The organism is Micromonospora sonchi, from assembly GCF_014646235.1.
Classification (GTDB): Bacteria; Actinomycetota; Actinomycetes; order Mycobacteriales; family Micromonosporaceae; genus Micromonospora; species Micromonospora sonchi.
The window spans coordinates 60201-81456 of the sequence record NZ_BMNB01000001.1; the positions used below are offsets into that span (position 1 = coordinate 60201).

Consider the following 21256-nt stretch of genomic DNA (forward strand, 5'->3'; position numbering starts at 1 on the left):
CGGCCGTTTACTCTGGTAGCGCGCGTTGACGTGCCACGACCCCCTTAGGGAGGCCAGACAGTGAAGACTTCGAACCCGGTACTCGCTCGGCTCGGGCAGGCGGCCGAGCGGGAGCGGGCCGCCGGGTACGCCCCCGGGCCGTACGGACAGCCCGGATACCCCCAGCAGTACCCGCCGCAGGCCGGTTACCCCGGTGCGCCGGGCTTCCCGTCCGCCCCGCCGGCGGTCACCCCGATGTCGATCGACGACGTGGTGGTCAAGACCGTCACCCTCCTGGCCATCGTCGGCGTCGCCGCCGCGGCTGCCTGGGTGCTGGTGCCCGACGCGCTGCTCGGTGTCGCCTGGATCGGCGCGGCCGTGGTGGGCCTGGTGCTCGGCATGATCATCTCGTTCTCCCGGATGGCGAACCCGGCGCTGGTCGTCGCGTACGCCGTCGTAGAGGGCGTCCTGGTCGGCGCGATCAGCAAGTTCTTCGAGTCGATGTACGACGGCATCGTGCTCCAGGCGGTGACCGCCACCTTCGGCGTCTTCTTCGTGATGGCGATGCTCTACAAGGCGCGGGTCATCCGGGCCACGCCGAAGTTCGTCAAGGGCATGATCGCGGTGATGGCCGGTCTCTTCGCCGTCATGCTGATCAACCTGGTGCTGGCGATGTTCGGCGTCAACACCGGCCTGCGCGACGGTAGCCCGCTCGCCATCGGTTTCAGCCTGGTCTGCATCGTGGTCGCCTCGCTGAGCTTCGTGCTCAGCTTCAAGGAGGTCGAGGACGGCGTCCGGATGGGCCTGCCCCAGCGCTACTCCTGGGTCGCCGCGTTCGGCATCCTGGTCAGCCTGATCTGGCTCTACATCGAGCTTCTTCGCCTGCTCAGCTACTTCCAGGGCGACGACTGACCGCTCGCCCAGCGACCCGACCGGCGCCCGCCCCCACAGGGGACGGGCGCCGTCGTCATTCTCCCCACCCACCCCACCCCTCCAGGCGCCGTCGATCATGCACTTCTGGTCGCGGCATAACGCGCCAAAAGGGATTTTTCGGCGACCGAAACTGCATGATCGACGGTGGGACGGTGGGACGGTGGGACGGTGGGACGGTGGGACGGTGGGACGGTGGGACGGCGGGACGGCGGCGTGCGGGGGTGGGTGGGTGGGTAGGGTTTGGGGCGTGGGGGATGTGGAGTTGGGGCGGGGGGTGGAGTTGCTGGTGCGGCAGGTCGGGCACTGGCAGCAGCCGCGATGGTCGGCTGCCGCCTCGGCCGGCAACGTGTCCCGGGCCGATCTGGTGCACCGACTGGTTCAGGAGATCGCCAACCTGGCCGCCGACACGGAGGGGCAACCACGGCGCACCGTACCCAGGCTCGACAACGACCTGGTCTTGGCCGATCAGCTCCGGGTGGTCGCGGCCGACCTGCTCGCGGCCGACCCGTCCGACGAAGTCCTGGCCCGGGCCACCGCCGAGGTGGCCGCGACCCGGACCGCGCTCTAGAGACCGCGTTTGCCGGGCCGGCGGGCGAAGGGACCGCGTTTGCCGGGCCGCCGCTGATCTCGGGTCGGGCGCGCTTGGCCCGCGGCGACGCCCGCCGACCCTGCAGGCGGACGCATGCCAGGGAAGAAGGGGTCAGCGGCGCTGGGTGACCGCTGCGGCGGCGGCCACGGCGGGCAGCAGGGCGTGTGCCCAGACCCGGTAGCCGTCGGCGGAGGGGTGGTAGCCGTCGTGGCAGAACGTGCCGGCGTCGGCGCGGAACACCGGCCCCGTCTCGGCGGCCAGGTCGACCACCGTCCCGCCGGCGTCGAGCACCGCGCTCGTCTGGGCCCGGCCGACCCGGCGGCCGACCCAGCCGACGACCTGACGCAGCGGTGGCGCGATGGCCCGTACCGCGCCGAGGTCCGGGCAGGTGCCGACGACGACCTCGACCCCGGCCTGGCGCAACCGGTGCACCGCCGCGCCGAGGTAGGCGGCGGCCTCGGCCGGACGGCGCAAACTGGTGGCGTCGTTCGCCCCGACCAGGATGACCGCCACGTCCGGCCGCTCGCCGAGCAGCGCCCGGGCCACCTGGGTGGCCAGGTCGGTGGAGCGCGAGCCGGAGACACCGACGCTGGACAGGTGCACCAGCCGCCCGGACGGCCCCTCTGCGAGCAGCTCGGCCAACTGCCCGCCGATGGTGTCGCCGAGGCGGTCGACTCCGACGCCGAGGGCGGCGGAGTCGCCCAGCAACACCAGTCGTACCGGTGGGGCAGCGGCACGCCCGATCGTCGCCCGGAGCGCCAGGCCCAGCTCGGGCTGGGCGTAGCGGCGGCTGCGGGCCACGACGGCCTGGCCGGCGAGCACGGCCGCTCCGCCGAGCGCGCCGGCGAGCAGCGAGGCAGCAGCGGCACGAGCCAGCTGCGCCGTGGCCCGGGCTTCGGGAGACAGGCCGCTCATGTCGTCGCCCCAGGGGTGTCGACGCCGTACGGGCGCCTGATCCGCTCGATCATGTGCGTCCCTCCACTGCCGATGAGTCGGTGGTGGGAGTTGACTGCGGCGCCGTGGCGGCACCGAAGAACCCCCGGCGGCGCAGTCGTGCCCAACGGCCGGCTGGACCGCTCTCGCTGCCACGGACCTGCGTGCCGCTGACCTCCGTCCCGGGATGCCGGGCCGCCTCCTGAGCTGCCTTCGGCAATGACCGTACGCCTTCGACGCGGCCAGGCGAAGGCCTGCGCTCCGTACCGGCTCCCAGCGCGGACAGCACCGTGGGCAACAGCGCGGCGGCGGCAACCGCGTACCCCTCGGCGGAGGGGTGGAACCGGTCCCAGGCGAACATCCGGCCCGGCTCGGCGTTGAACCGCGGCCCGAGCAGGTCACCGAGAGAGACCGTCCAGCCGCCGGCCGAGACGACGGCGACCGTCTGGGCGGCGGCGAGTTGTCGGCTCCACCGGCGGGCCAGCCAACGCAGCGGCGGCTGGATCGGGCGGATCGCGCCGAGGTCGGGGCAGGTGCCGACGACCACCTCGGCGCCGGCGGCGCGTAGTGCGTGGACCCCCTCGACGAGGTAACGCACGGCCAGGGCGGGCGGCGTGCGGTTGGTCACGTCGTTGCCGCCGATCAGGATGACCGCCACGTCGGGATGACATTCCAGGGCGGCCTCGACCTGGAATTCGAGGCCGGCCGAGATGGCGCCGACCACGGCGAAGCGATGCAGCCGCACCGGCCGCTGGAGCCGGCGGGAGAGGCCGGTCGCCAGCAGCGCGCCGGGCGTCTCTCGCCGGCGGTGCACGCCGTACCCGGCGGCCGAGGAGTCGCCGAGAATGACCATGGTGACCGCCGGGCCGGGGAACTTCGCGCCGTAGACGCCGTCGCAGCGTGGTGGTGGTGCCTCGGCCATCGGGATGGTGCGCCGGGCCTGGCGGGCCTGCCCGAACAGCAGGCCGCTGGTTGCCGCCGCAGCCGCTACCGTGGCACCCGTGCCGATCGCCGCGAGGCGGGCCACCCGCCCCGCGCGCGGCCAGCGCGGACGATCCGGTACGGCAGACTTGATGACCCCCACACCGCGACACTAGCGCGCCCCTCCGACGGTCCGCTGTCGTCACGGCAGCGCCCCCGGTGCCTGGAAAACGACCGCGTTGGGTACTTGAATGTCGGGTGTTGCGCCCGGTCGTCACGCTGCATGTGGAAAGGAGCACGACGATGGCTAAGACGTTGAAGCGGGGTGCGGCGTTCGTGGCTTTGGCCCGGGCGTTGACGGCCGGTGCCCGAGGCGGTCCGTCGCTCGGCGCGCGACTCGGGGCGCTGCCCAGGATGATCGCGGCCACCGCCCGCGGCCGGTACGACGGTGGCCTGCGGCTGGCCATGATGACGGCGGCGACGGCGTACGTCGTCTCCCCGGTCGACGCGGTGCCGGAGATGTTCCTCGCGGTGTTCGGGTTGATCGACGACGCGGTGATGGTCACCTGGCTGGCCGGCGCGGTGCTCGCCGAGACCGAGCGGTTCCTGGAGTGGGAGGCACATCGCAGCTCTGTCATCCCCGGGCACGTGGCGCCCTGACCCGACGTACCCTGGGCGCGGGATTCACGTGAGCAACCCGCCCCGGCCTGCGGCGCCGGCGCCGGAGGAGAAGGGCACAACGAGGTGCAGTACTACGACAACGTCGTCGAGATGATCGGCAACACCCCGCTGGTGCGGCTGCGCAACGTCGCCGAGGGCATCCAGGCGACCGTGCTGGCGAAGGTGGAGTACCTCAACCCGGGTGGCTCGGTGAAGGACCGGATCGCACTGCGCATGGTGGAGGAGGCCGAGGCGGCCGGCATCCTCCGACCGGGTGGCACCATCGTCGAGCCGACCAGCGGCAACACCGGCGTCGGTCTGGCCCTGGTGGCGCAGCTCAAGGGCTACAAGTGCGTCTTCGTCTGCCCCGACAAGGTCAGCCAGGACAAGCAGGACGTGCTGCGGGCGTACGGCGCGGAGGTGGTGGTCTGCCCGACCGCCGTCGCGCCGGAGGACCCCCGCTCGTACTACAACGTCTCCGACCGGCTGGCCCGGGAGATCCCCAACGCCTGGAAGCCCAACCAGTACGCCAACCCGGCGAACCCGCGTTCGCACTACGAGACCACCGGCCCGGAGCTGTGGAAGCAGACCGAGGGACGGATCACCCACTTCGTCGCCGGGGTGGGCACCGGTGGCACCATCTCCGGGATCGGGCGGTACCTGAAGGAGGCGTCCGGCGGCACCGTGAAGGTCATCGGCGCGGATCCGGAGGGCTCGGTCTACTCCGGTGGCACCGGCCGGCCGTACCTGGTCGAGGGGGTCGGTGAGGACTTCTGGCCGGAGACGTACGACCGGGGTGTGGCCGACCAGATCATCGAGGTCTCGGACAAGGAGTCCTTCGACCTGACCCGGCGGTTGGCCCGCGAGGAGGGGCTGCTCGTCGGCGGCTCCTGCGGCATGGCGGCCGTGGCCGCGTTGGAGGTGGCCCGCTCCGCCGGCCCGGACGACGTCGTCGTCGTGCTGCTGCCCGACGGTGGCCGGGGCTACCTGTCCAAGATCTTCAACGACGACTGGATGGCCCGCTACGGCTTCCTCGACAACGCGGGCAGCGAGCCGACGGTGGCCGACGCGTTCGCCAGCAGGCCGGGTGGGCTGCCCGAGCTGGTGCACGTGCACCCGACCGAGACGATCCGCGACGCGGTCGACTACATGCGCGAGTACGGCGTCTCGCAGCTGCCCGTGCTCAAGGCCGAGCCGCCGGTGGTCACCGGCGAGGTGGCCGGTTCGATCGCCGAGAAGGACCTGCTCGACGCGCTCTTCACCGGCCAGGCGCACCTGCACGACACGATCGAACGGCACATGGCGCCACCGCTGCCGATGATCGGTGGCGGCCAGCCGGTCAGCGAGGCGGTCAGCCTGCTGGAGAAGTCGGACGCCGCGCTGGTGCTGATCGACGGCAAGCCCAAGGGTGTGCTCACCCGCCAGGACCTGCTCGCCCACCTCGGCGCCCGCTGAGGGTGTTACATCAGAGCGGGCGGGTGTAGCGCAACTGTCGGACGGTCACCCTGCCGATCAGGTCGTCGCGCTCCACTCCGGTGGGCAGCCAGCGGCCGCGTTCGTAGAAGCGGCGGGCGTGGGTGTTGTCGCGCAGCACCCAGAGCACCGCGCGGTGCCAGCCACGCCCCCGCATGTCGGCCAGCGCGTCGATCATCAAAGTCCGACCGACGCCGCGACCACGCTCGGCCGGCGCCAGGTGGATGGCGTTGAGCAGGCCGGTGTGCGGATCGCGCTCGTCGTCCGGCCCGAGATAGCTGAAGCCGACCACCGTGCCGTCCCGCTCGGCGAGGGTCATCCGGTGGTCGGCCCGCTCATAGCTCCACCGGGCCAGCCAGTACTCGCCCATCGCCTCCGGGGTCGGGTCGGCCAGTGCCTCGGGCGGCAGGATCGACGAGTAGGCGGCGACCCGCGAACGCTGGTGGAGCCGGCCAACCGCCATCAGATCCTCAGCGGTCGCGGCACGCAGCGTGACAGTCACCCCGCCGAGGGTACCCGCCGGGGTGGCACCTGGACCGTGGTCAGATCCTCGGCGATCACCAGGTCGCCGTCGAAGTGGGCGCGGGCCTCGTCGGCGAAGCGGGCCGGGTCGGCGTACCGCTGGGAGAAGTGGGTGAGCACCAGCCGGCGTACCCCCGACTCGGCCGCCACCCGCGCGGCCTGGCCGGCCGTGAGGTGCCCGACCTCGGCGGCGAGTGCGGCCTCCGACTCCAGGAACGTCGCCTCGATCACCAGCAGGTCGGCCTGCTCGGCCAGCGCGTACACGCCGTCGCAGAGGCCGGTGTCCATCACGAAGGCGAACCGCTGCCCGGCCCGGGGCACGCTCACCTCCGCCCGGGTGACGCGGCGCCCGTCCAGGTCGAGGTGGCCGACGCGCTGCAGTTCGCCGACCGCCGGCCCGCCGATGTCGTACGCGGCCAGCCGCTCCGGCAGCATCCGGTACCCGTCCGGCTCCACCAGCCGATAGCCGTACGTGTCGATCGGGTGCCGCAGCCGGCGCGCCTCCAGGGTGCCGCAGCGCAGCTCGATCCGCTGGCCGTCCGCCTCGATCGGCGCCACCAGCAGCTCGGCGGTCTCGTGGAAGGAGCTGGCGTGCCGCAGCCGGGCGAAGTATTCGACGCCCTCGGCCGGGAAGTGCACCGCCACCGGATGCGGCACCCGGTCCAGGGAGAGCCGCTGGATGATGCCGGGCAGGCCGAGGCAGTGGTCGCCGTGGAAATGCGTGACGCAGATCCGGCTCAGGTCGGTGGCGGTGACGCCGGTGTGCAGCAGTTGCCGCTGGCTGCCCTCGCCCGGGTCGAAGAGGATCACCTCGTCGTCCCAGCGCAGCACGTACCCGTTGTGGTTGCGCGCCCGGGTGGGGGCCTGGCTGGCCGTCCCGAGCACGATCAGCTCGCGCATGGACACGTCGACCTCCCGCGCTGGCCCGGCCGCCCCGGCATGAAGCGACCCCCGGGGCTTCCGCGCTGGCGCGCGGGCCGGCTGGACTGGGCCGGCACCCCGGGGGTCGGGTGGCTTGTCGTGGATTCGCCGCACCGCTGCCACACGGTCTCGACGACTCTTACCGTGCCCGCCCGGAGAGGCGGACGCACTGTCGAGGACAGCGGCTAGCGGACAGCCACCTCACGAGTCCGATTGCTATACAAGTCTGGACCACCTCCTTTCCCGTGTACCGCCACGCTATCCAGCGGCGAGCCCGCCGGCAACGGGTTTCGATCACATCCGGCGGGGCCAGCGCAGCACCGGAGGGCGACTCGGCGTTCAGGAGGTGGGGGTGATGCCGATCGGGCCCTCGCGGGGGCCATCCTCGCTGGCCGGTTGCACTGCCAGGGAGGGGAAGTCGACCAGGTCGCCCTCGGGCTCGGCATCCCACTCGGGGAACACCAGGTCGCTCTGGAGGTAGAGGCAGAGCAGTTGGGTCAGATGGCGCAGCCCTTCCAGGTGGGTCCGCTCGTGGCCGTGGGTGGCGTCGACACCGAAGCCGACCAGGGCCACCCGGGCGTGGGCACCCGCCTCCACCGCCGCTGCCACGTCGGAGCGGTAGTAGTCGAAGACGTCCCGGACCAGGTCCACGTCGTGTTCTGCAGCGATGGCCGCCAGGTTGCGGGTGAGGTGGTAGTCGAACGGGCCCACCCCGTCGCCCATCGCCAGGGTCGCGGCATCCTCCCGGGACTGCTGCCCCGGGGCGACCACCGCCGCGTCCACCGAGACGATCTCGGCGACGTCCGGGTCGAGGCCGTGTGAGGCGCCGTGGCCGATCTCCTCGGTCACGGTGATCAGCAGGTGCGCGGTGACCGCGGGCGTCACCCGCGCGTCGACCATGGCCTTGATCGCGGTGAGCACCGCGGCCACCCCGGCCTTGTCGTCCAGGTGCCGGGACTTGACGTACCCGCTGGGGGTGACGGCCGGGTTGGGCAGGAACGCCACGAAGTCGCCCGCGTCGATGCCGAGCGCACGGAGGCCGGCGATGTTCTCGACCGGCTCGTCGATGCGTACCTCCACCTGCTCCCAGCCGATGCCCTGCTCGTCGACGGCGTCGTTGTACCGGTGGCCGCTGGCCTTCAGCGGCAGCACCTGGCCGGTGATCACCCGCTCCAGGTCGTCGGTGAAGACCCGTACGTGTGCTCCCTCGGCGAACCGGGCGCTGTGCGTGCCGATCTGTTTCAGTTCCAGCCGACCGTTCTCCTTGAGCCGCTTGACCATCCCGCCGATGGTGTCGGTGTGCACCACGATCGCCCGGTCCGCCCCGGTCTCCCGAGGGCCGGGCAGGCAGGCGCTCAGCGCGCCCCGGCGGGTCAGCGTCGACGGGATGCCGAGCGCCGAGAGTCGCTCGCCCACGTACTGCTGCACGTGGTCGGTACGTCCGGACGGGCTCGGAATGTCCAGCAACTCGACCAGCACCTGGCGCAGGTAGTCCAGGTCGATGGGGAGCGGAATCGTCTTGCGTACGGTCATGTCCCCGATGTTCCCGCACCCGCCGGGGTCCACAGCCGTTGCGGTGCCCGCGTCCCGGGGAACAGCAGATCCACGAAGCGTTCGGCGGTGGGCTGCGGCTCGTGGTTGGCCAACCCGGGCCGCTCGTTGGCCTCGATGAAGACGTGTTCGGGCTGGTCCGGGGCCGGCACCAGCAGGTCGAGCCCGGTCACCGGGATGTCCAGCGCCCGGCTGGCGACCACGCACGCCTCGGCGATCACCGGGTGCAGCTCGCCGGTGACGTCGTGGATGGTCCCGCCGGTGTGCAGGTTGGCGGTGCGTCGTACCGCCAGCACCTGCCCCTCGGGCAGGACGTCGTGCAGCTCGTACCCGGCCTCGGTGACCACGTCCCGGGTCATCTCGTCCAGCGGGATACGGGACTCACCGCCGGTGGCGGCGGAGCGGCGGCGACTCTGCCGCTCGATCAGCTCGGCGATGTCGCGTACGCCGTCACCGATGATCGCGGCGGGCCGGCGCACCGCGGCGGCCACCACCTCGTGGTCGATCACCACGACCCGCAGGTCCTCGCCGGTGCACAGCTCCTCCAGCAGCACCTCGGGGCAGAACCGGGTGGCCAGCTCGATGGCGGCGGTCAGCGCCTCGGGGGTGCGTACGCCCACCGTGATTCCGTTGCCCTGCTCGCCCCGGGCCGGCTTGACCACCAGTTGGCCCACCTCGGCCAGGAACGCCGTATCGGCGGAGTTGCCGGTGGCGGTGCGCCCGCGCGGCACCGACAGGCCGGCCTCGGCCAGGATCCGACGGGTGACCCGCTTGTCGTCGCAACGACTCATCGCCACGGCCGAGGTCAGCTCGGACAGCGACTCCCGGGTGAGGACGGTCCGGCCGCCGTTGACCAACCGCAGTTCACCCCACTCCGGGTCGGTCACCTCCACCCGGATGCCCCGCCGCCTCGCCTCGTCGGCGACGATCCGCGCGTACGGGTTGAGCTGGTCGTAGCCGTGCGGCATGGCCGGCAGGAACAACCGCTCGTTGATCGGGTTCTTCCGCTTCACGCAGAGCGTCGCGGTGCGGTAGAAGCCGAGCCGCTCGTAGAGCCGGATCGCCCCGGCGTTCTCGGCGAGCACCGACAGGTCGACGTACGCCCGGCCCCGGGCGACCAGGCGGGCGACCAGTTCGGTGATCAGCGCCTGGCCGGTGCCCGGCGGAGCCTGGTTGAAGTCGACCGTCAGGCACCAGAGACTGGCGCCGTTGTCCGGGTCGTCGAAGACCGCCACGTGATCGATGCCGGTGATGGTGCCGACGATCTCGCCGGTCGTCACCTCCGCCACCAGGTGCAGGAAACGGTCGCTGGCGGCGTTGTCGACCAGCACCTCGACCGGCGCGTTGACCATGCCGTTGGCCGCGTAGATCCGGTTGACCGCGTCCGCGTCGGCGGCGTCACGCAGTCGGCGGATGCGCACCCCGGGCAGCTCCGGCCGGCCGTTGGCCGGCGCCGGTGGGTCGGCGCCGCCGGCCTCCTCGGCGGGGTCGGGCCGGAAACCGCTCAGCGGCAGCCGGTAGGTCAGTGACGGGTCGATGAACAGCTCGTCGGGCAGCCGGGACACCAGCACGTGCGGGTCACGCAGGTAGATGCAGATGTCCCGGGCGCCGGCCGCCTCGGAGCGCAGCACGTCGGCGACGGCGGCCTGATCGGGAAAGGTCTGCCCGAAGACCAACCGGCCCCAGCCGCAGTCGAGCACGACACCTTCGTCGTCGCCCGGGCGTTCGTCGACCGCGTCCACGCTGCCCGCGGCGATCGGATCACCGCCCGGCCCGATCCGTTCGTAGCGTCGTCCCGCGCCTCGACCGCGGTCGGTCCGGGCCATCCCGGCGGCCAGGGTGTCGGTGGGGCTCAATCGATTGCGTGGCTCTGGAGCCACATTTCCAGGAGTCCGAGTTGCCACAGCTTGTTTCCGTTCAACGGGGTCAGTTCGGCGTTGGGGGCGTCGAGCAGGGCGTTGACGTAATCGGTGCGGAACAGGTCGCGGCGGCGGGCCTCCGGCGCGTGCAGCGCGTCGCGTACCCGGTCGAGGAGCTTGCCCTCCAGGTGGGTGAGGCCCGGCACCGGGAAGTAGCCCTTCGGCCGGTCGATCACCTCGTGCGGCAGCATCCGGCGGCCGATCTCCTTGAGCACGCCCTTGCCGCCCTGGGCGAGCTTCAGCTCCGGCGGGCAGGCGGCGGCCAGTTCCACGAACTCGTGATCCAGGAACGGCACCCGGGCCTCCAGCCCGTGCGCCATGGTCATGTTGTCGACCCGCTTGACCGGGTCGTCGGTCAGCATGATCTGTGTGTCGATGCGCAGGCCGGCGTCGACGGGGCTCTGCGCGCCGGGCTGGGCGAGGTGCGCGGCGACGAACTCGCGGGCCGGGTCGCCGTCGGCGAGCCAGTCGGGGTTGAGCACCCGGGCCAGCCCGGCGGCGTCGCGGTCGAAGAAGGCCCGGGCGTACGTCTCGAGGGCCTGCTCGCGGTCGACCCGCGCCAGCGGCGGGTACCAGTGGTAGCCGGCCAGGATCTCGTCGGCGCCCTGGCCGGACTGCACCACCTTGACGTGCCGGGACACCTCTTGGCTGAGCAGGTAGAACGCCACACAGTCGTGGCTGACCATGGGCTCGCTCATGGCCGCGACGGCGGCCTCCAGCGGCGGGACGAGATCCTGTGCGGCGACCCGGATCTGGTGGTGGTCGGTGTCGAAGGTCTTGGCGATCAGGTCGGAGTAGCGGAACTCGTCGCCCTCCCGTCCACCCACGGCGTCGAAGCCGATGGAGAAGGTGGAGAGTTCACGCTGCCCCTCGCCGGCGAGCAGGGCCACCACCAGACTGGAGTCCAGGCCGCCGGAGAGCAGCACGCCGACCGGCACGTCGGCCACCATCCGCCGGCGTACGGCGGTGGTCAGCGATTCCAGCAGTGCGTCCTGCCAGTCCTGCTCCGACCAGCCGCTGTGCTCGGCGTGGCGCAGGAACGGCGGGTTCCAGTAGACCCGCTCGTGGGTGGTGCCGTCGGCCTCGTAGACCCGGACGGTGGCCGGGGGGAGCTTGCTGACGCCGCGCAGGATGGTGCGCGGCGGCGGCACGATGCTGTGGAAGCTCAGGTAGTGGGCCAGCGCCACCGGGTCGATGGTGGTGTCCACGCCGCCGCCGGCCAGCAGGGCGGGCAGAGTGCTGGCGAAGCGCAGCACGCCGGGCGACTCGGCGAGGTAGAGCGGCTTGACGCCCAGCCGGTCCCGGGCCAGCACCAGGCGGCCGGTGTCCCGCTCGCTGATCGCCACGGCGAACATGCCGACCAGGTGGTCGACGAAGTCGAGCCCCCACTCGGCGTACGCCTTGACGACGACCTCGCTGTCACCCTTGGAGAAGAAGTGGTGACCCTTGGCCGCGAGTTCGGCCCGCAGTTCGCGGTAGTTGTAGATGCAGCCGTTGAAGACGGCCGACAGTCCGGAGGCGGAATCGACGACGGGTTGCCCGCTGGCGGCCGACAGGTCGATGATCCCCAGCCGTCGGTGACCGAGAGCGATGGAACCGTTCGACCACACGCCGCTGCCGTCGGGCCCGCGGTCACACATCGTGGCGGCCATCCGTTCCACCGCGGCGACATCGGCGCGCGTCGCGTCTCGTCGGAACTCCCCAGCCAGTCCGCACATGGCAGCCCATGCTGCCAGAGGATGTTGCGATTCGCCTGTTGAGACCATGACGGTCGCGTGACAGGATTGCTAGGATCCGCGCGCCCGCGGCAAATGAAGGCGGGCCGGCGCCGTATCGGCCTCCGGTCACCCGGGTGCGGGGCTCGCGCGAGCCGACGAGCTGTGAAAAAGACCGCACAAAACGGTACGCGGGGGCCGACGTACGCGACCCCCGCGTACGCCTCAGCCTGCGGTACGGGCGACGCCCACCGGGCAGCTCAGGCCGTTCGGGCCGTGGTTGCAGTAGCCGTTCGGGTTCTTGGTCGGGGCGAGGTACTGCTGGTGGTAATCCTCGGCAAGAAAATAGTCGCCCAGCCGGCCGATCTCCGTGGTGATCTCGCTCTTGCCGGCGCGGGCCACGATCGGCGCGAACGCGTCCCGGGACGCCTGCGCGGTGGCGAGCTGCTCGTCGGTGGTGGCGTAGATCGTCGAGCGGTACTGGGTGCCGACGTCGTTGCCCTGGCGCATGCCCTGGGTCGGGTCGTGGTTCTCCCAGAAGACCTTGAGCAGGTCCTCGTAGCTGATCTTGGTGGGGTCGTACACCACCTGGACCACTTCGGCGTGCCCGGTCTCGCCGGAGCAGACCTCCTCGTAGGTCGGGTTCGGGGTGTAGCCGCCCGAGTAGCCGACCGAGGTGGTGAAGACGCCGGGCAGGGCCCAGAACAGCCGCTCGGCACCCCAGAAACACCCCATGCCGAAGACCGCGACCTGCGAGCCCGCGGGGAACGGGCCCGTCAGCGGGGTCCCGAGCACCTCGTGCCGGTCGGCGACCGGCATCGCGATCGGGCGACCGGGCAGGGCCCGGTCAGGGGAGACCATCTCGGCCTTCATGCGGCGGAGGAACACGGTGGAACTCCTTTCATACCCTTCCCCGCGTGCAACACCGGCGGATCCCGTTTCCTTACCCGCCTCGTCGCCGGTCAGGCCCGATTCCGCCGCCAACGTGTCCGCGCGTACTCCTCGACCCAACTCCGGCTGCTCCGCCAGGCGCCCATCGTCGAAATTGTTCGCGGGCGGGAAAAAAATCTGAACGAACAAATTCGGGGCGCCCTCGCCGAGGTCATCAGGTCGGATCGGTGGAGAGGGCGGTGCGGATGCGGTCGGCGTACGCGGTGGCGTCGGCGTCGTCGGCGTAGCGGGTACGCGGCCAGAAGAAGCCGCGCAGGCCGTCGCCCTTGGTCCGCGGCACCACGTGGGTGTGCAGGTGCGGCACCGACTGGGAGACCTTGTTGTTCATCGCCACGAAGGTGCCGCCCGCACCCAGCCCGGCCTCGACCGCGACGGCCAGCCGCCGGACCAGCCCGAAGTAACCGGCGATGGACTCCGGCGAAAGGTCGGCGAGGGCGACCAGGTGGGTGCGGGGCACCACCAGCACGTGCCCCTTGAACACCGGCCGGGTGTCCAGGAACGCCACCCCGTCCGGCTCGTCGACGACCCGGAACGCCGGCACCTCACCCGCCACGATGCCGCAGAACACACACCCCGCCACCGGCTCAGGCTATGACCGGCCGCGAAACCGCGCTCGCCAACCCGCCCCGTTGAATCACTAGCTCCAGTCCGTCTCGTACTCGTCACGGCGCAGCAGCGCGAGCAACTCGGCATCGGTGGGTCGATGGGTGCGGGTCAGCACCGGCCGTAGCGCATCGGCCTCCACATATTCTGGTACCTGAACGATGACGCTGAGTAGGCGGTCGCCGTCGACCCGCGAGAGCGCCGTGGACGGGATGCTGTTCGGCGCCTGCTTGGAGACGGCGAACGTGAATCCGTCACCGAGGTCCGCACAGGTCACGACGGCGATGGCCACGCAGTCGACGTCGCCTTTCGGCGTTCCGTCCAGTCCTGTCGGGTGCAGCTGCCACCTCAACGGGACCTTCCGCGTGTCGGAGATGGCGAGATCGAAGACCAGTTCGAGGCCGTTGCGGTCCAGCCAGCCAAGCGCCCCGTCGGGTGGGAGATCGTCGGGTACGAGCAGCTTCTCGCGCGGCCACGGTGACCTCCGTGTGAGGTCGTGCAGGTCGCGGCGGTCTTTCGTGATGCGATGTTCGATGCGCAGGCCGATCCAGCCGCCGGTGCAGAGCGCAGCGACGACCACGACGGCAAGGATGCGGCGGTACAAGGCGTGATCCTTCCTCGGCGGCATCGCGGGCCGTCAAGGCCGCGCGATGCCGCCTGGTCCGGAGGGCGCTAGGCGAAGGTGTACGGCGTCAGATACCGCGGCAGCAGGACGCGGGTACGCGGCGCTACCCTGCGCACGGCGGTGAGGAACTTGTTCAGCTGAGCCTGGTCGTTCGCGCTGACCGGGGGCGGGTTCGTCAGTGCCGTTTCGAAGTTGTCCCAGTGCACCGGTACCACAGTGGTGGGCCGGTCGAGGGCCTCCAACAGACGCGGGACGTATTCGTGGGTGGAGTCGGTGTTCGGTACCGCGATCATCGCGACGTCGGGGGCCAGGCCGGCGAAGTTGCGTTCGACGAAGTCGCTGGCACCCATGAAGAGCACCGACGGCCCGCCGCGCGGGGTCACCTGGAAGGCGAGCGTGTCGCCTTCCGGCAGGTCCGCGATCGTTTCCGGCTCGGCCGGCGCCTCGACCCGGACGCCGGGGAAGGCCATCGAGTACGAACCGTTGCGGCTGTGCAGCGACGACACCACCTCGACGGTGTAGTCGCCGAAATCGAGCACCTCCCCGCCCTTGACCGTGCTGAGCTGGGAGGTGGGCAGGCCGTAGGCCACCCCGAGGTGGTACGCGGTGAGTGTGCCGAACACCCGGGCGCCGGACTGCGTGGCGATGTGCGGGACGTCGTTGTAATGGTCCCAGTGGGTGTGGGTCACGAGGATTGTCTGCGGTGTGCCGGAATGTTCCGCGATGCGCTCGGTGTCGACGGCCAGCGGGGTGGCCGGGTTGAACGCGCCGGCGAACAGCCCGGTGCTGAAGCGGCTCAGGTACGGGTCGACCAGCACTGTTTTCGCGCCGATGTCGATACGCCAACCGGAGGTGCCCAGCCAGCGGAAGGTGGCGGCGGGGCCGCTCGCCTCACGGCGGCGCGGCGCGGTCGGCGCAGCGGACGCGGTGGACGGGATCGAGGCGGCGGTGGCCGCAGTGGCCACCGCCGCGCCGGCGGCGGTACTGAGGAACCGGCGCCGGCCGAGTCGTGATTCGGTCATGGCGCGAGAGCGTTGCACCGTCCGGCGTGGCGCGTCCAAGACGATCCGCTCGTACCTTGCATACCCGGTCGCGTATCGGTCCTGGCCAGCCGGCCCGGCATAACCTACGGCTGAGGCGTGGCTCACATCCCCCGCAGCGCCTCGACCGCGGCCCGGGCGGCCTCACCCATGGCCAGGTCGACGTCGATCCGACGGGTGCTCAGCCGCTGGGTCTGCGCGAAGACCGCGATCGCGTACCGGCCGCCGTCCGGGTACTCCGCGACCCCTGCCTCGATGTGCAGCCCCGGCAGGGTGCCGGTCTTGCCGGCCACCCGCACCTCGGGCGGGAAGCCGGACGGCAACCGGGTCCAGAACATCTGCCGTGCCATGAGGTCCCGCACCATCGCGCACGCCGCGGGCGGTCCGGCCTCGTCCCGCCAGATCAGGGCCAGCAGCCTGGTGATCTCCCGCGCGGTACTGGAGGTGGTGTGCGCGGGGTCGAAGACCCGCAAGGCTCGTATCCGCTCCTCGGGCAGGGCGGAGAAGATCCGAGCGAACTCAGCGGCGTCACTCGCGCCGACGTCGGCGAACATCGACTCGAGCACCTGCCGCGGCCCGCCGATCACCCGGGTACGGGCGAGCCCCAACTCCGCGGCGAGCAGCGGTACGACGTCCCGACCCACCCGCCGCAGCAGCAGATCGGCGGCCGTGTTGTCGCTGACCGACATGGTGAAGTACGCCAGGTCGCGCAGCGACAGCTCCACGTCGTCGGCGCACCCTGCCGTACCCCAACCCCCCAGCCGGTCCCCGGCGCCCACCAGCACCCGCTCGGTGGGGTCGACCTGCCCGGCCACAACCTGCCGCGCGAACTCCAGCACCAGCAGGATCTTGAACACGGACGCGATCACCACCTGCTCGTCCGCGCGCGTCCCGACCTCGCGGCCGTTGTCGATGTCAACAACGTGGACGCACGCGTCGACCCCCACCTTGTCGAAGATTTTCCACGCCAGCACGCCGACACGGTAGCCGGCACCGCTCGCGTACCGTCAGGTCATGGACCTCTTCCGGCACCTGCGCTACTTCGCGGTGGTGGCCGAAGAGCTGCACTTCGGCCGCGCCGCCGAACTGCTCGGCATCGCCCAGCCTCCGCTGAGCCAGTCGATCCAGCGGCTGGAGCGGGAGTTGGGCGTCGAACTGTTCGACCGCTCCCGGCGCCAGGTCGCGCTCACTCCCGCTGGCCGACTGCTTCTCGACGAGGCGCGTGGCCTGCTCGCCGGCGAGCAGCGGATGCGGACGCTCATGCGCATGGTGCGCGACGGAACACTGGGCACACTGCGCGCGGGCGTACCACCGGAAACACCCGCCGTCACGCTCCAGGCCCTCCTGTGGCAACTCACCGACCAGCTACCCGGGCTCGACGTCGACCTTCAGGAACTGACCACCGGCGAGCAGTTGCGGATGCTTGCCGACGCTCGGCTCGACATCGGCCTGGTGCACCACCCGGTGGACGCTCCTGACCTGCGGTTTGGTCCAGCCACCCGGACCCGGCTCGGGGTGGTGCTGCCGCGCGCGTCGCCGCTGGCCCGGCAAACCGACCTGGCGTTGGCCGACCTCGCCGGCCATGACGTCGTTCTGCCGCCCCGCGCCACCGCGCCAGGCTGGCACGACCACGTCCTCGAGGTGTGCCGGCAACACGGCTTCGCGCCGGCACGGATCCGCCATGCCCGCAACCCCGAGTTCCTGCTGGGGCTCGTACTTGCCGGACACGGCGTCGCGTTCGAACCCGAGAGCGCCGCACGCCGCGAGCCGCGCGTGGTGTGGCGACCCATCGCCGGCCACCCGCTGCACAGGACCACCCTGGCGGCCTGGCCCGCGCAGTCGCACCACCCGGCGGCGGAACAGTTCGCGGAGATCGCCGCGGCGACGCTGAACGAGGAGGCCCCGCCGATGGCCGTCCCCCGGGCGGATGCGGCGCGCCCGTGGAGCATCGTGTTCGCTCCCCACGCGGCTGGTACCGGCCGGTGAACCCCGGACGAACACCCCAGGCTGACCGACTGGAAGCCGCTGGCGGGCGCACGGACTAACGTTCGGGTAATGAACCACGGCTTCGACACGCTCGCCATCCACGCCGGCCAGGACCCTGAGGCCCGTACCGGCGCGGTCATTCCACCGATCTACCAGACCAGCACGTACGCCCAGGACGCCGTCGGGGCGCCCCGGCAGGGTTACGAGTACAGCCGGTCCGGCAACCCGACCCGCGACGCGCTCCAGGAGTGCCTGGCCGCGCTGGAGGGCGGGCCGGTCGGGCTCGCCTTCGCCAGCGGGCTGGCCGCCGAGGACACGCTGCTGCGTGCCGTCTGCGCCCCCGGTGACCACGTGGTCATCCCCGACGACGCGTACGGCGGCACGTACCGGCTCTTCGCCAGGGTCGCGCAGCGGTGGGGGCTGACGTACACCCCGGCGAAGGTCTCCGACCCGGACGCCGTGCGGGCCGCGATCCGTCCCGGCACCACCAAGATCGTCTGGCTGGAGACGCCGACCAACCCGCTGCTCGGCATCGCCGACATCGCCACCCTCGCCGCCGTCGCGCACGACGCCGGCGCGCTGCTGGTGGTCGACAACACCTTCGCCTCGCCGTACCTGCAACAGCCGATCGCCCTCGGCGCGGACGTGGTGGTGCACTCCACCACCAAGTACATCGGCGGGCACTCCGACGTGGTCGGCGGCGCGCTGGTGGCGGCCGACGCCGCGCTCGGCGAGGAACTGCGCTACCACCAGAACGCGATGGGCGCGGTCAACGGCCCGTTCGACGCCTGGCTCACCCTGCGCGGGATCAAGACCCTCGGCGTACGGATGGACCGGCACTGCGACAACGCCGAGCGGATCGCCGCGTACCTGGACGGGCACGCCAAGGTCCGCGAGGTGCTCTACCCGGGACTGCCCTCGCACCCCGGCCACGAGGTGGCGGCCAAGCAGATGCGCCGGTTCGGCGGAATGATCTCGTTCCGGGCCGCCGGCGGCGAGGAACACGCCGTGGACATCTGCAACCGCGCCAAGCTTTTCGTGCTCGCCGAGTCGCTCGGCGGGGTGGAATCCCTGATCGAGCACCCGGGCCGAATGACACACGCGAGCGCTGCCGGCTCGCCGCTTGAAGTTCCCGGCGATCTCGTGCGACTGTCTGTCGGCATCGAGACGGTCGAGGACCTGCTCGCCGATCTGGAGCAGGCGCTGAGCTGACCGCTGGCTGGGGAGGGTGGCCGTGCAGGACATCATGCCGACCTGGGTCGGGGCGACGGCCAAACAGATCGCCCGGGGCGTACGCCGGGGAGATGTCTCGGCCACCCAGGTGCTGGCCGACCACCTCGATCACGTCGCCAAGGCCGACGCCGACCTCGCCGCGTTCCGCGCCGTACGCGGCGGGGAGGCGGTGACCGAGGCGGAGAAGGTCGACGAGCAGGAGGACCTGGCCAACCTTCCGCTGGCCGGTGTTCCGGTCGCGGTCAAGGAGAACACTGCGGTGGCCGGCATGCCCACCTGGAACGGCTCGGCCGCGGTGCGTACCCCGGTGGCGGAGGCCGACCACGAGGTGGTCCGCCGGCTGCGCGGCGCCGGCGCGGTGATCCTCGGCGTCACCCGGATGCCCGAGCTGGGCCTGTGGGCGGTGACCGACGACGACACCGCCGTCACCCGCAACCCGTGGGACCTGGGACGGACCCCCGGTGGCTCGTCCGGTGGCGCGGCGGCAGCGGTGGCGGCCGGGCTGGTGCCGATCGCGCACGGCAACGACGGGCTTGGCTCGATCCGCATCCCGGCGGCCTGCTGCGGCCTGGTCGGCCTCAAACCCGGCCGGGGAGTGGTGCCCTGCCAACTCGGCGCCGAGGACTGGTTCGGGCTGGTCGAGCACGGCATGCTCAGCACCACGGTCGCCGACGCGGCGGTCGGCTTCCAGGTGCTCGCCGGCCGCGCCCAGGAGAAGCTCGTCCCGCCGCAGCGGCTGCGGGTCGGCGTGTCGCTGCGTTCCCCGGTGCGTGGGGTCTCGCCGGACGCGCCGAACCGGGAGGCGGTCGCCGCGGCCGGCCGGCTGCTCGCCGGGGCCGGGCACGACACCGTACCGGCCGACCCGGTTTATCCGACGGCCCTGGGGTTGCAGGGCATCGCCACCTGGTTCGCCGCCGCGGCGGCGGATGTGCGGGCCGCCGGGATCGACCGGGGCAGCCTGCAACCGCGCAGCCGCCGCCACGTCGCCTTCGGCGACTGGGCATGGCGGCGCGGGTACGTCCGGGATGCCGACCGGCTCGCCTGGCGCGAGCGGTCGATCGGCTTCTTCGCCGACCACTCGGTGGACCTGCTGCTCACCCCGGCACTGGCCACCGCGCCGCCGCCGGCCACCAGCTGGTCGTCCCGGTCCTGGCGGGCCAACATGCTGGCCAACATCCGGTACGCCCCGTACGCGGCGCCCTGGAACATCGCCGGCCTGCCCGCCCTGGTGGTCCCGGTGGGTCGCCGCCCGGACGGGCTGCCGCTGGCCGTGCAGTTGGTCGGCCCGCCCGGCTCGGAGCTGCTGCTGCTCGGCGTCGCCGGTCAGTTCGAGATGGCGGCCCCGTGGCCACGACACGCCCCCGGTTACCCCCGGGCCGGCACGGGATCGCCCGCCGGCACCTGATCCGCACAGCTCCGCCGTCCGGGGCCCGCGGGGCGGGTGGCACGATCGGAACATGACGGAACTGGTCAGCCTCGACGAGGTGCGGGCGGCGCGGAAGCTGCTCGCCGGTGTCACCCGCACCACCCCGCTGGAGCCCTCCCGGCCGCTCACCGCCGCGCTCGGCGGGCCGGCCTGGCTCAAGTGCGAGAACCTTCAGCGGGCGGGCTCGTACAAGGTGCGCGGTGCCTACGTGCGCATCTCGCGGCTGTCGGAGCAGGAACGGGCCCGGGGGGTGGTCGCGGCGAGCGCCGGCAACCACGCCCAGGGGGTGGCGCTCGCCGCCGGGCTGGTCGGTACCCGGGCCACCGTCTTCATGCCGGTGAACGCGACGCTGCCGAAGGTGGCGGCCACCAAGCGGTACGGCGCCCAGGTCGAACTGGTCGGGGCCACGGTCGACGAGTCCCTGGTCGCGGCGGAGACGTTCGCCGAACGCACCGGCGCGGTGCTGATCCATCCGTTCGACCATCCCGACGTGATCGCCGGGCAGGGCACGGTGGCCCTGGAGATCCTGGAGCAGTGCCCCGAGGTGCGGACGATCGTCACCGGGGTCGGCGGTGGCGGACTCGTCTCCGGACTGGCGGTGGTGGCCAAGGCGCTGCGCCCGGACGTCCGGGTGATCGGCGTACAGGCGGCGGACGCGGCGGCCTTCCCGCCCTCGTTGCTGGCCGGTGAGCCGGTGCGCCTGCCCACTCTGAGCACCATCGCCGACGGCATCGCCGTCGGCCGCCCGGGCGAGGTCACCTTCGCCCACGTCCGCAAGCTCGTCGACGAGATCGTCACCGTCTCCGAGGAGGACATCTCGCGGGCGTTGCTCATGCTGTTGGAGCGGGGCAAGCAGGTGGTGGAGCCGGCTGGCGCGGTGGGTGTGGCGGCGCTGCTGGCCGGCGCGGTGGAGGTGACGACGCCGGTGGTGGCGGTCCTCTCCGGCGGCAACATCGACCCGCTGCTGATGATGCGGGTGATCGAGCACGGTCTGGCGGCGGCCGGCCGTTACCTGCGGATCACCGTCCGCTGCTCCGACCAGCCGGGTCAGCTCGCCACCCTGTTACGTGAGATCGCCGAACAGCGGGCCAACGTGGTGGACGTGGAACACCAGCGGGCCAACCCGCACCTGCGCCTCGGCGAGGTGGAGGTGGCGCTGTCGGTGGAGACCCGGGGTGTCGAGCACTCGGACAAGCTGATCGGTGCCCTGCGGGCCAGTGGCTACCAGGTGATGATCGCGCCAGAGGCGTGACACCCCGGAGGGCGTCACGCCTCT

The 21256-nt window shown here is 71.8% G+C and carries 20 protein-coding genes; 8 read left to right on the forward strand and 12 right to left on the reverse strand.

The window, feature by feature from the left end; all coding sequences use genetic code 11:
• Positions 1 to 60 precede the first annotated feature (60 nt).
• Together IEY61_RS00295 and IEY61_RS00300 are read left to right on the forward strand one after the other, a co-directional pair.
• Positions 61 to 891 (forward strand): Bax inhibitor-1/YccA family protein, encoded by an 831-nt coding sequence (locus tag IEY61_RS00295; protein WP_189040172.1) that lies wholly within the window; start codon positions 61 to 63, stop codon positions 889 to 891.
• 268 nt (positions 892 to 1159) lie between these two features.
• Positions 1160 to 1480: a hypothetical protein gene (locus tag IEY61_RS00300; RefSeq protein WP_189040173.1), complete on the forward strand. Its 321-nt coding sequence runs from the start codon at positions 1160 to 1162 to the stop codon at positions 1478 to 1480.
• Between the two features lie 132 nt (positions 1481 to 1612).
• Here IEY61_RS00300 and IEY61_RS00305 read toward each other — a convergent pair whose 3' ends face one another.
• Entirely contained in the window at positions 1613 to 2416 is an 804-nt protein-coding gene (locus IEY61_RS00305) for an SGNH/GDSL hydrolase family protein (RefSeq protein ID WP_189040174.1), read from the reverse strand.
• Between the two features lie 49 nt (positions 2417 to 2465).
• On the reverse strand, positions 2466 to 3518 hold the full coding sequence (locus tag IEY61_RS00310) for an SGNH/GDSL hydrolase family protein (RefSeq protein ID WP_189040175.1): 1053 nt from the start codon (positions 3516 to 3518) through the stop codon (positions 2466 to 2468).
• Between the two features lie 140 nt (positions 3519 to 3658).
• On the opposite strand from IEY61_RS00310, the gene IEY61_RS00315 reads away from it, so the two are divergent.
• Positions 3659 to 4015, forward strand: a complete 357-nt coding sequence (locus IEY61_RS00315) for a YkvA family protein (RefSeq protein WP_189040176.1) — start codon at positions 3659 to 3661, stop codon at positions 4013 to 4015.
• 84 nt (positions 4016 to 4099) lie between these two features.
• Entirely contained in the window at positions 4100 to 5470 is a 1371-nt protein-coding gene (locus IEY61_RS00320; protein WP_189040177.1) for a cystathionine beta-synthase, read from the forward strand.
• A gap of 10 nt (positions 5471 to 5480) precedes the next feature.
• Here the strand turns inward: IEY61_RS00320 and IEY61_RS00325 are convergent, their stop codons facing one another.
• The 10 genes from IEY61_RS00325 to IEY61_RS00370 all read right to left on the reverse strand — a co-directional run bounded on the left by IEY61_RS00325 (position 5481) and on the right by IEY61_RS00370 (position 16309).
• Positions 5481 to 5990: a GNAT family N-acetyltransferase gene (locus tag IEY61_RS00325; protein ID WP_189040178.1), complete on the reverse strand. Its 510-nt coding sequence runs from the start codon at positions 5988 to 5990 to the stop codon at positions 5481 to 5483.
• Complete coding sequence (locus IEY61_RS00330; RefSeq protein ID WP_189040179.1) at positions 5987 to 6916, reverse strand: ribonuclease Z; 930 nt, start codon at positions 6914 to 6916, stop codon at positions 5987 to 5989. Before IEY61_RS00330 ends, IEY61_RS00325 begins: the two co-directional genes overlap by 4 nt.
• A gap of 354 nt (positions 6917 to 7270) precedes the next feature.
• Complete coding sequence (locus tag IEY61_RS00335) at positions 7271 to 8464, reverse strand: osmoprotectant NAGGN system M42 family peptidase (RefSeq protein ID WP_189040180.1); 1194 nt, start codon at positions 8462 to 8464, stop codon at positions 7271 to 7273.
• Positions 8461 to 10308 (reverse strand): N-acetylglutaminylglutamine synthetase, encoded by a 1848-nt coding sequence (gene ngg / locus IEY61_RS00340; protein ID WP_189040181.1) that lies wholly within the window; start codon positions 10306 to 10308, stop codon positions 8461 to 8463. The genes IEY61_RS00335 and ngg overlap by 4 nt, the downstream gene beginning before the upstream one ends.
• Positions 10309 to 10334: 26 nt before the next feature.
• Positions 10335 to 12119, reverse strand: a complete 1785-nt coding sequence (locus tag IEY61_RS00345; protein WP_189040182.1) for an N-acetylglutaminylglutamine amidotransferase — start codon at positions 12117 to 12119, stop codon at positions 10335 to 10337.
• A gap of 222 nt (positions 12120 to 12341) precedes the next feature.
• A complete protein-coding gene (msrA, locus tag IEY61_RS00350) occupies positions 12342 to 13004 on the reverse strand; it encodes a peptide-methionine (S)-S-oxide reductase MsrA (protein WP_189040183.1) in 663 nt (220 codons plus the stop codon).
• Positions 13005 to 13221: 217 nt separating this feature from the next.
• Positions 13222 to 13647: an HIT family protein gene (locus IEY61_RS00355; RefSeq protein WP_189040184.1), complete on the reverse strand. Its 426-nt coding sequence runs from the start codon at positions 13645 to 13647 to the stop codon at positions 13222 to 13224.
• Positions 13648 to 13704: 57 nt separating this feature from the next.
• The gene (locus IEY61_RS00360; protein WP_189040185.1) at positions 13705 to 14274 is read right to left on the reverse strand and encodes a hypothetical protein; all 570 of its coding nucleotides are present in this window, start codon (positions 14272 to 14274) and stop codon (positions 13705 to 13707) included.
• A gap of 68 nt (positions 14275 to 14342) precedes the next feature.
• Positions 14343 to 15317: an MBL fold metallo-hydrolase gene (locus IEY61_RS00365; protein ID WP_189040186.1), complete on the reverse strand. Its 975-nt coding sequence runs from the start codon at positions 15315 to 15317 to the stop codon at positions 14343 to 14345.
• Positions 15318 to 15439: 122 nt separating this feature from the next.
• Complete coding sequence (locus tag IEY61_RS00370; RefSeq protein ID WP_189040187.1) at positions 15440 to 16309, reverse strand: serine hydrolase; 870 nt, start codon at positions 16307 to 16309, stop codon at positions 15440 to 15442.
• 40 nt (positions 16310 to 16349) lie between these two features.
• Here IEY61_RS00370 and IEY61_RS00375 point away from each other — a divergent pair, with 40 nt between their 5' ends.
• The 4 genes from IEY61_RS00375 (at position 16350) to ilvA (ending at position 21232) form a co-directional block, all read left to right on the forward strand.
• Positions 16350 to 17321, forward strand: coding sequence for a LysR family transcriptional regulator (locus IEY61_RS00375; protein ID WP_189040188.1), 972 nt, complete (start codon positions 16350 to 16352; stop codon positions 17319 to 17321).
• 69 nt (positions 17322 to 17390) lie between these two features.
• Entirely contained in the window at positions 17391 to 18533 is a 1143-nt protein-coding gene (locus IEY61_RS00380; RefSeq protein ID WP_189040189.1) for a cystathionine gamma-synthase, read from the forward strand.
• 16 nt (positions 18534 to 18549) lie between these two features.
• The gene (locus IEY61_RS00385) at positions 18550 to 19959 is read left to right on the forward strand and encodes an amidase (protein ID WP_189040190.1); all 1410 of its coding nucleotides are present in this window, start codon (positions 18550 to 18552) and stop codon (positions 19957 to 19959) included.
• 52 nt (positions 19960 to 20011) lie between these two features.
• A complete protein-coding gene (ilvA, locus tag IEY61_RS00390) occupies positions 20012 to 21232 on the forward strand; it encodes a threonine ammonia-lyase (RefSeq protein ID WP_189040191.1) in 1221 nt (406 codons plus the stop codon).
• Positions 21233 to 21256 lie beyond the last annotated feature (24 nt).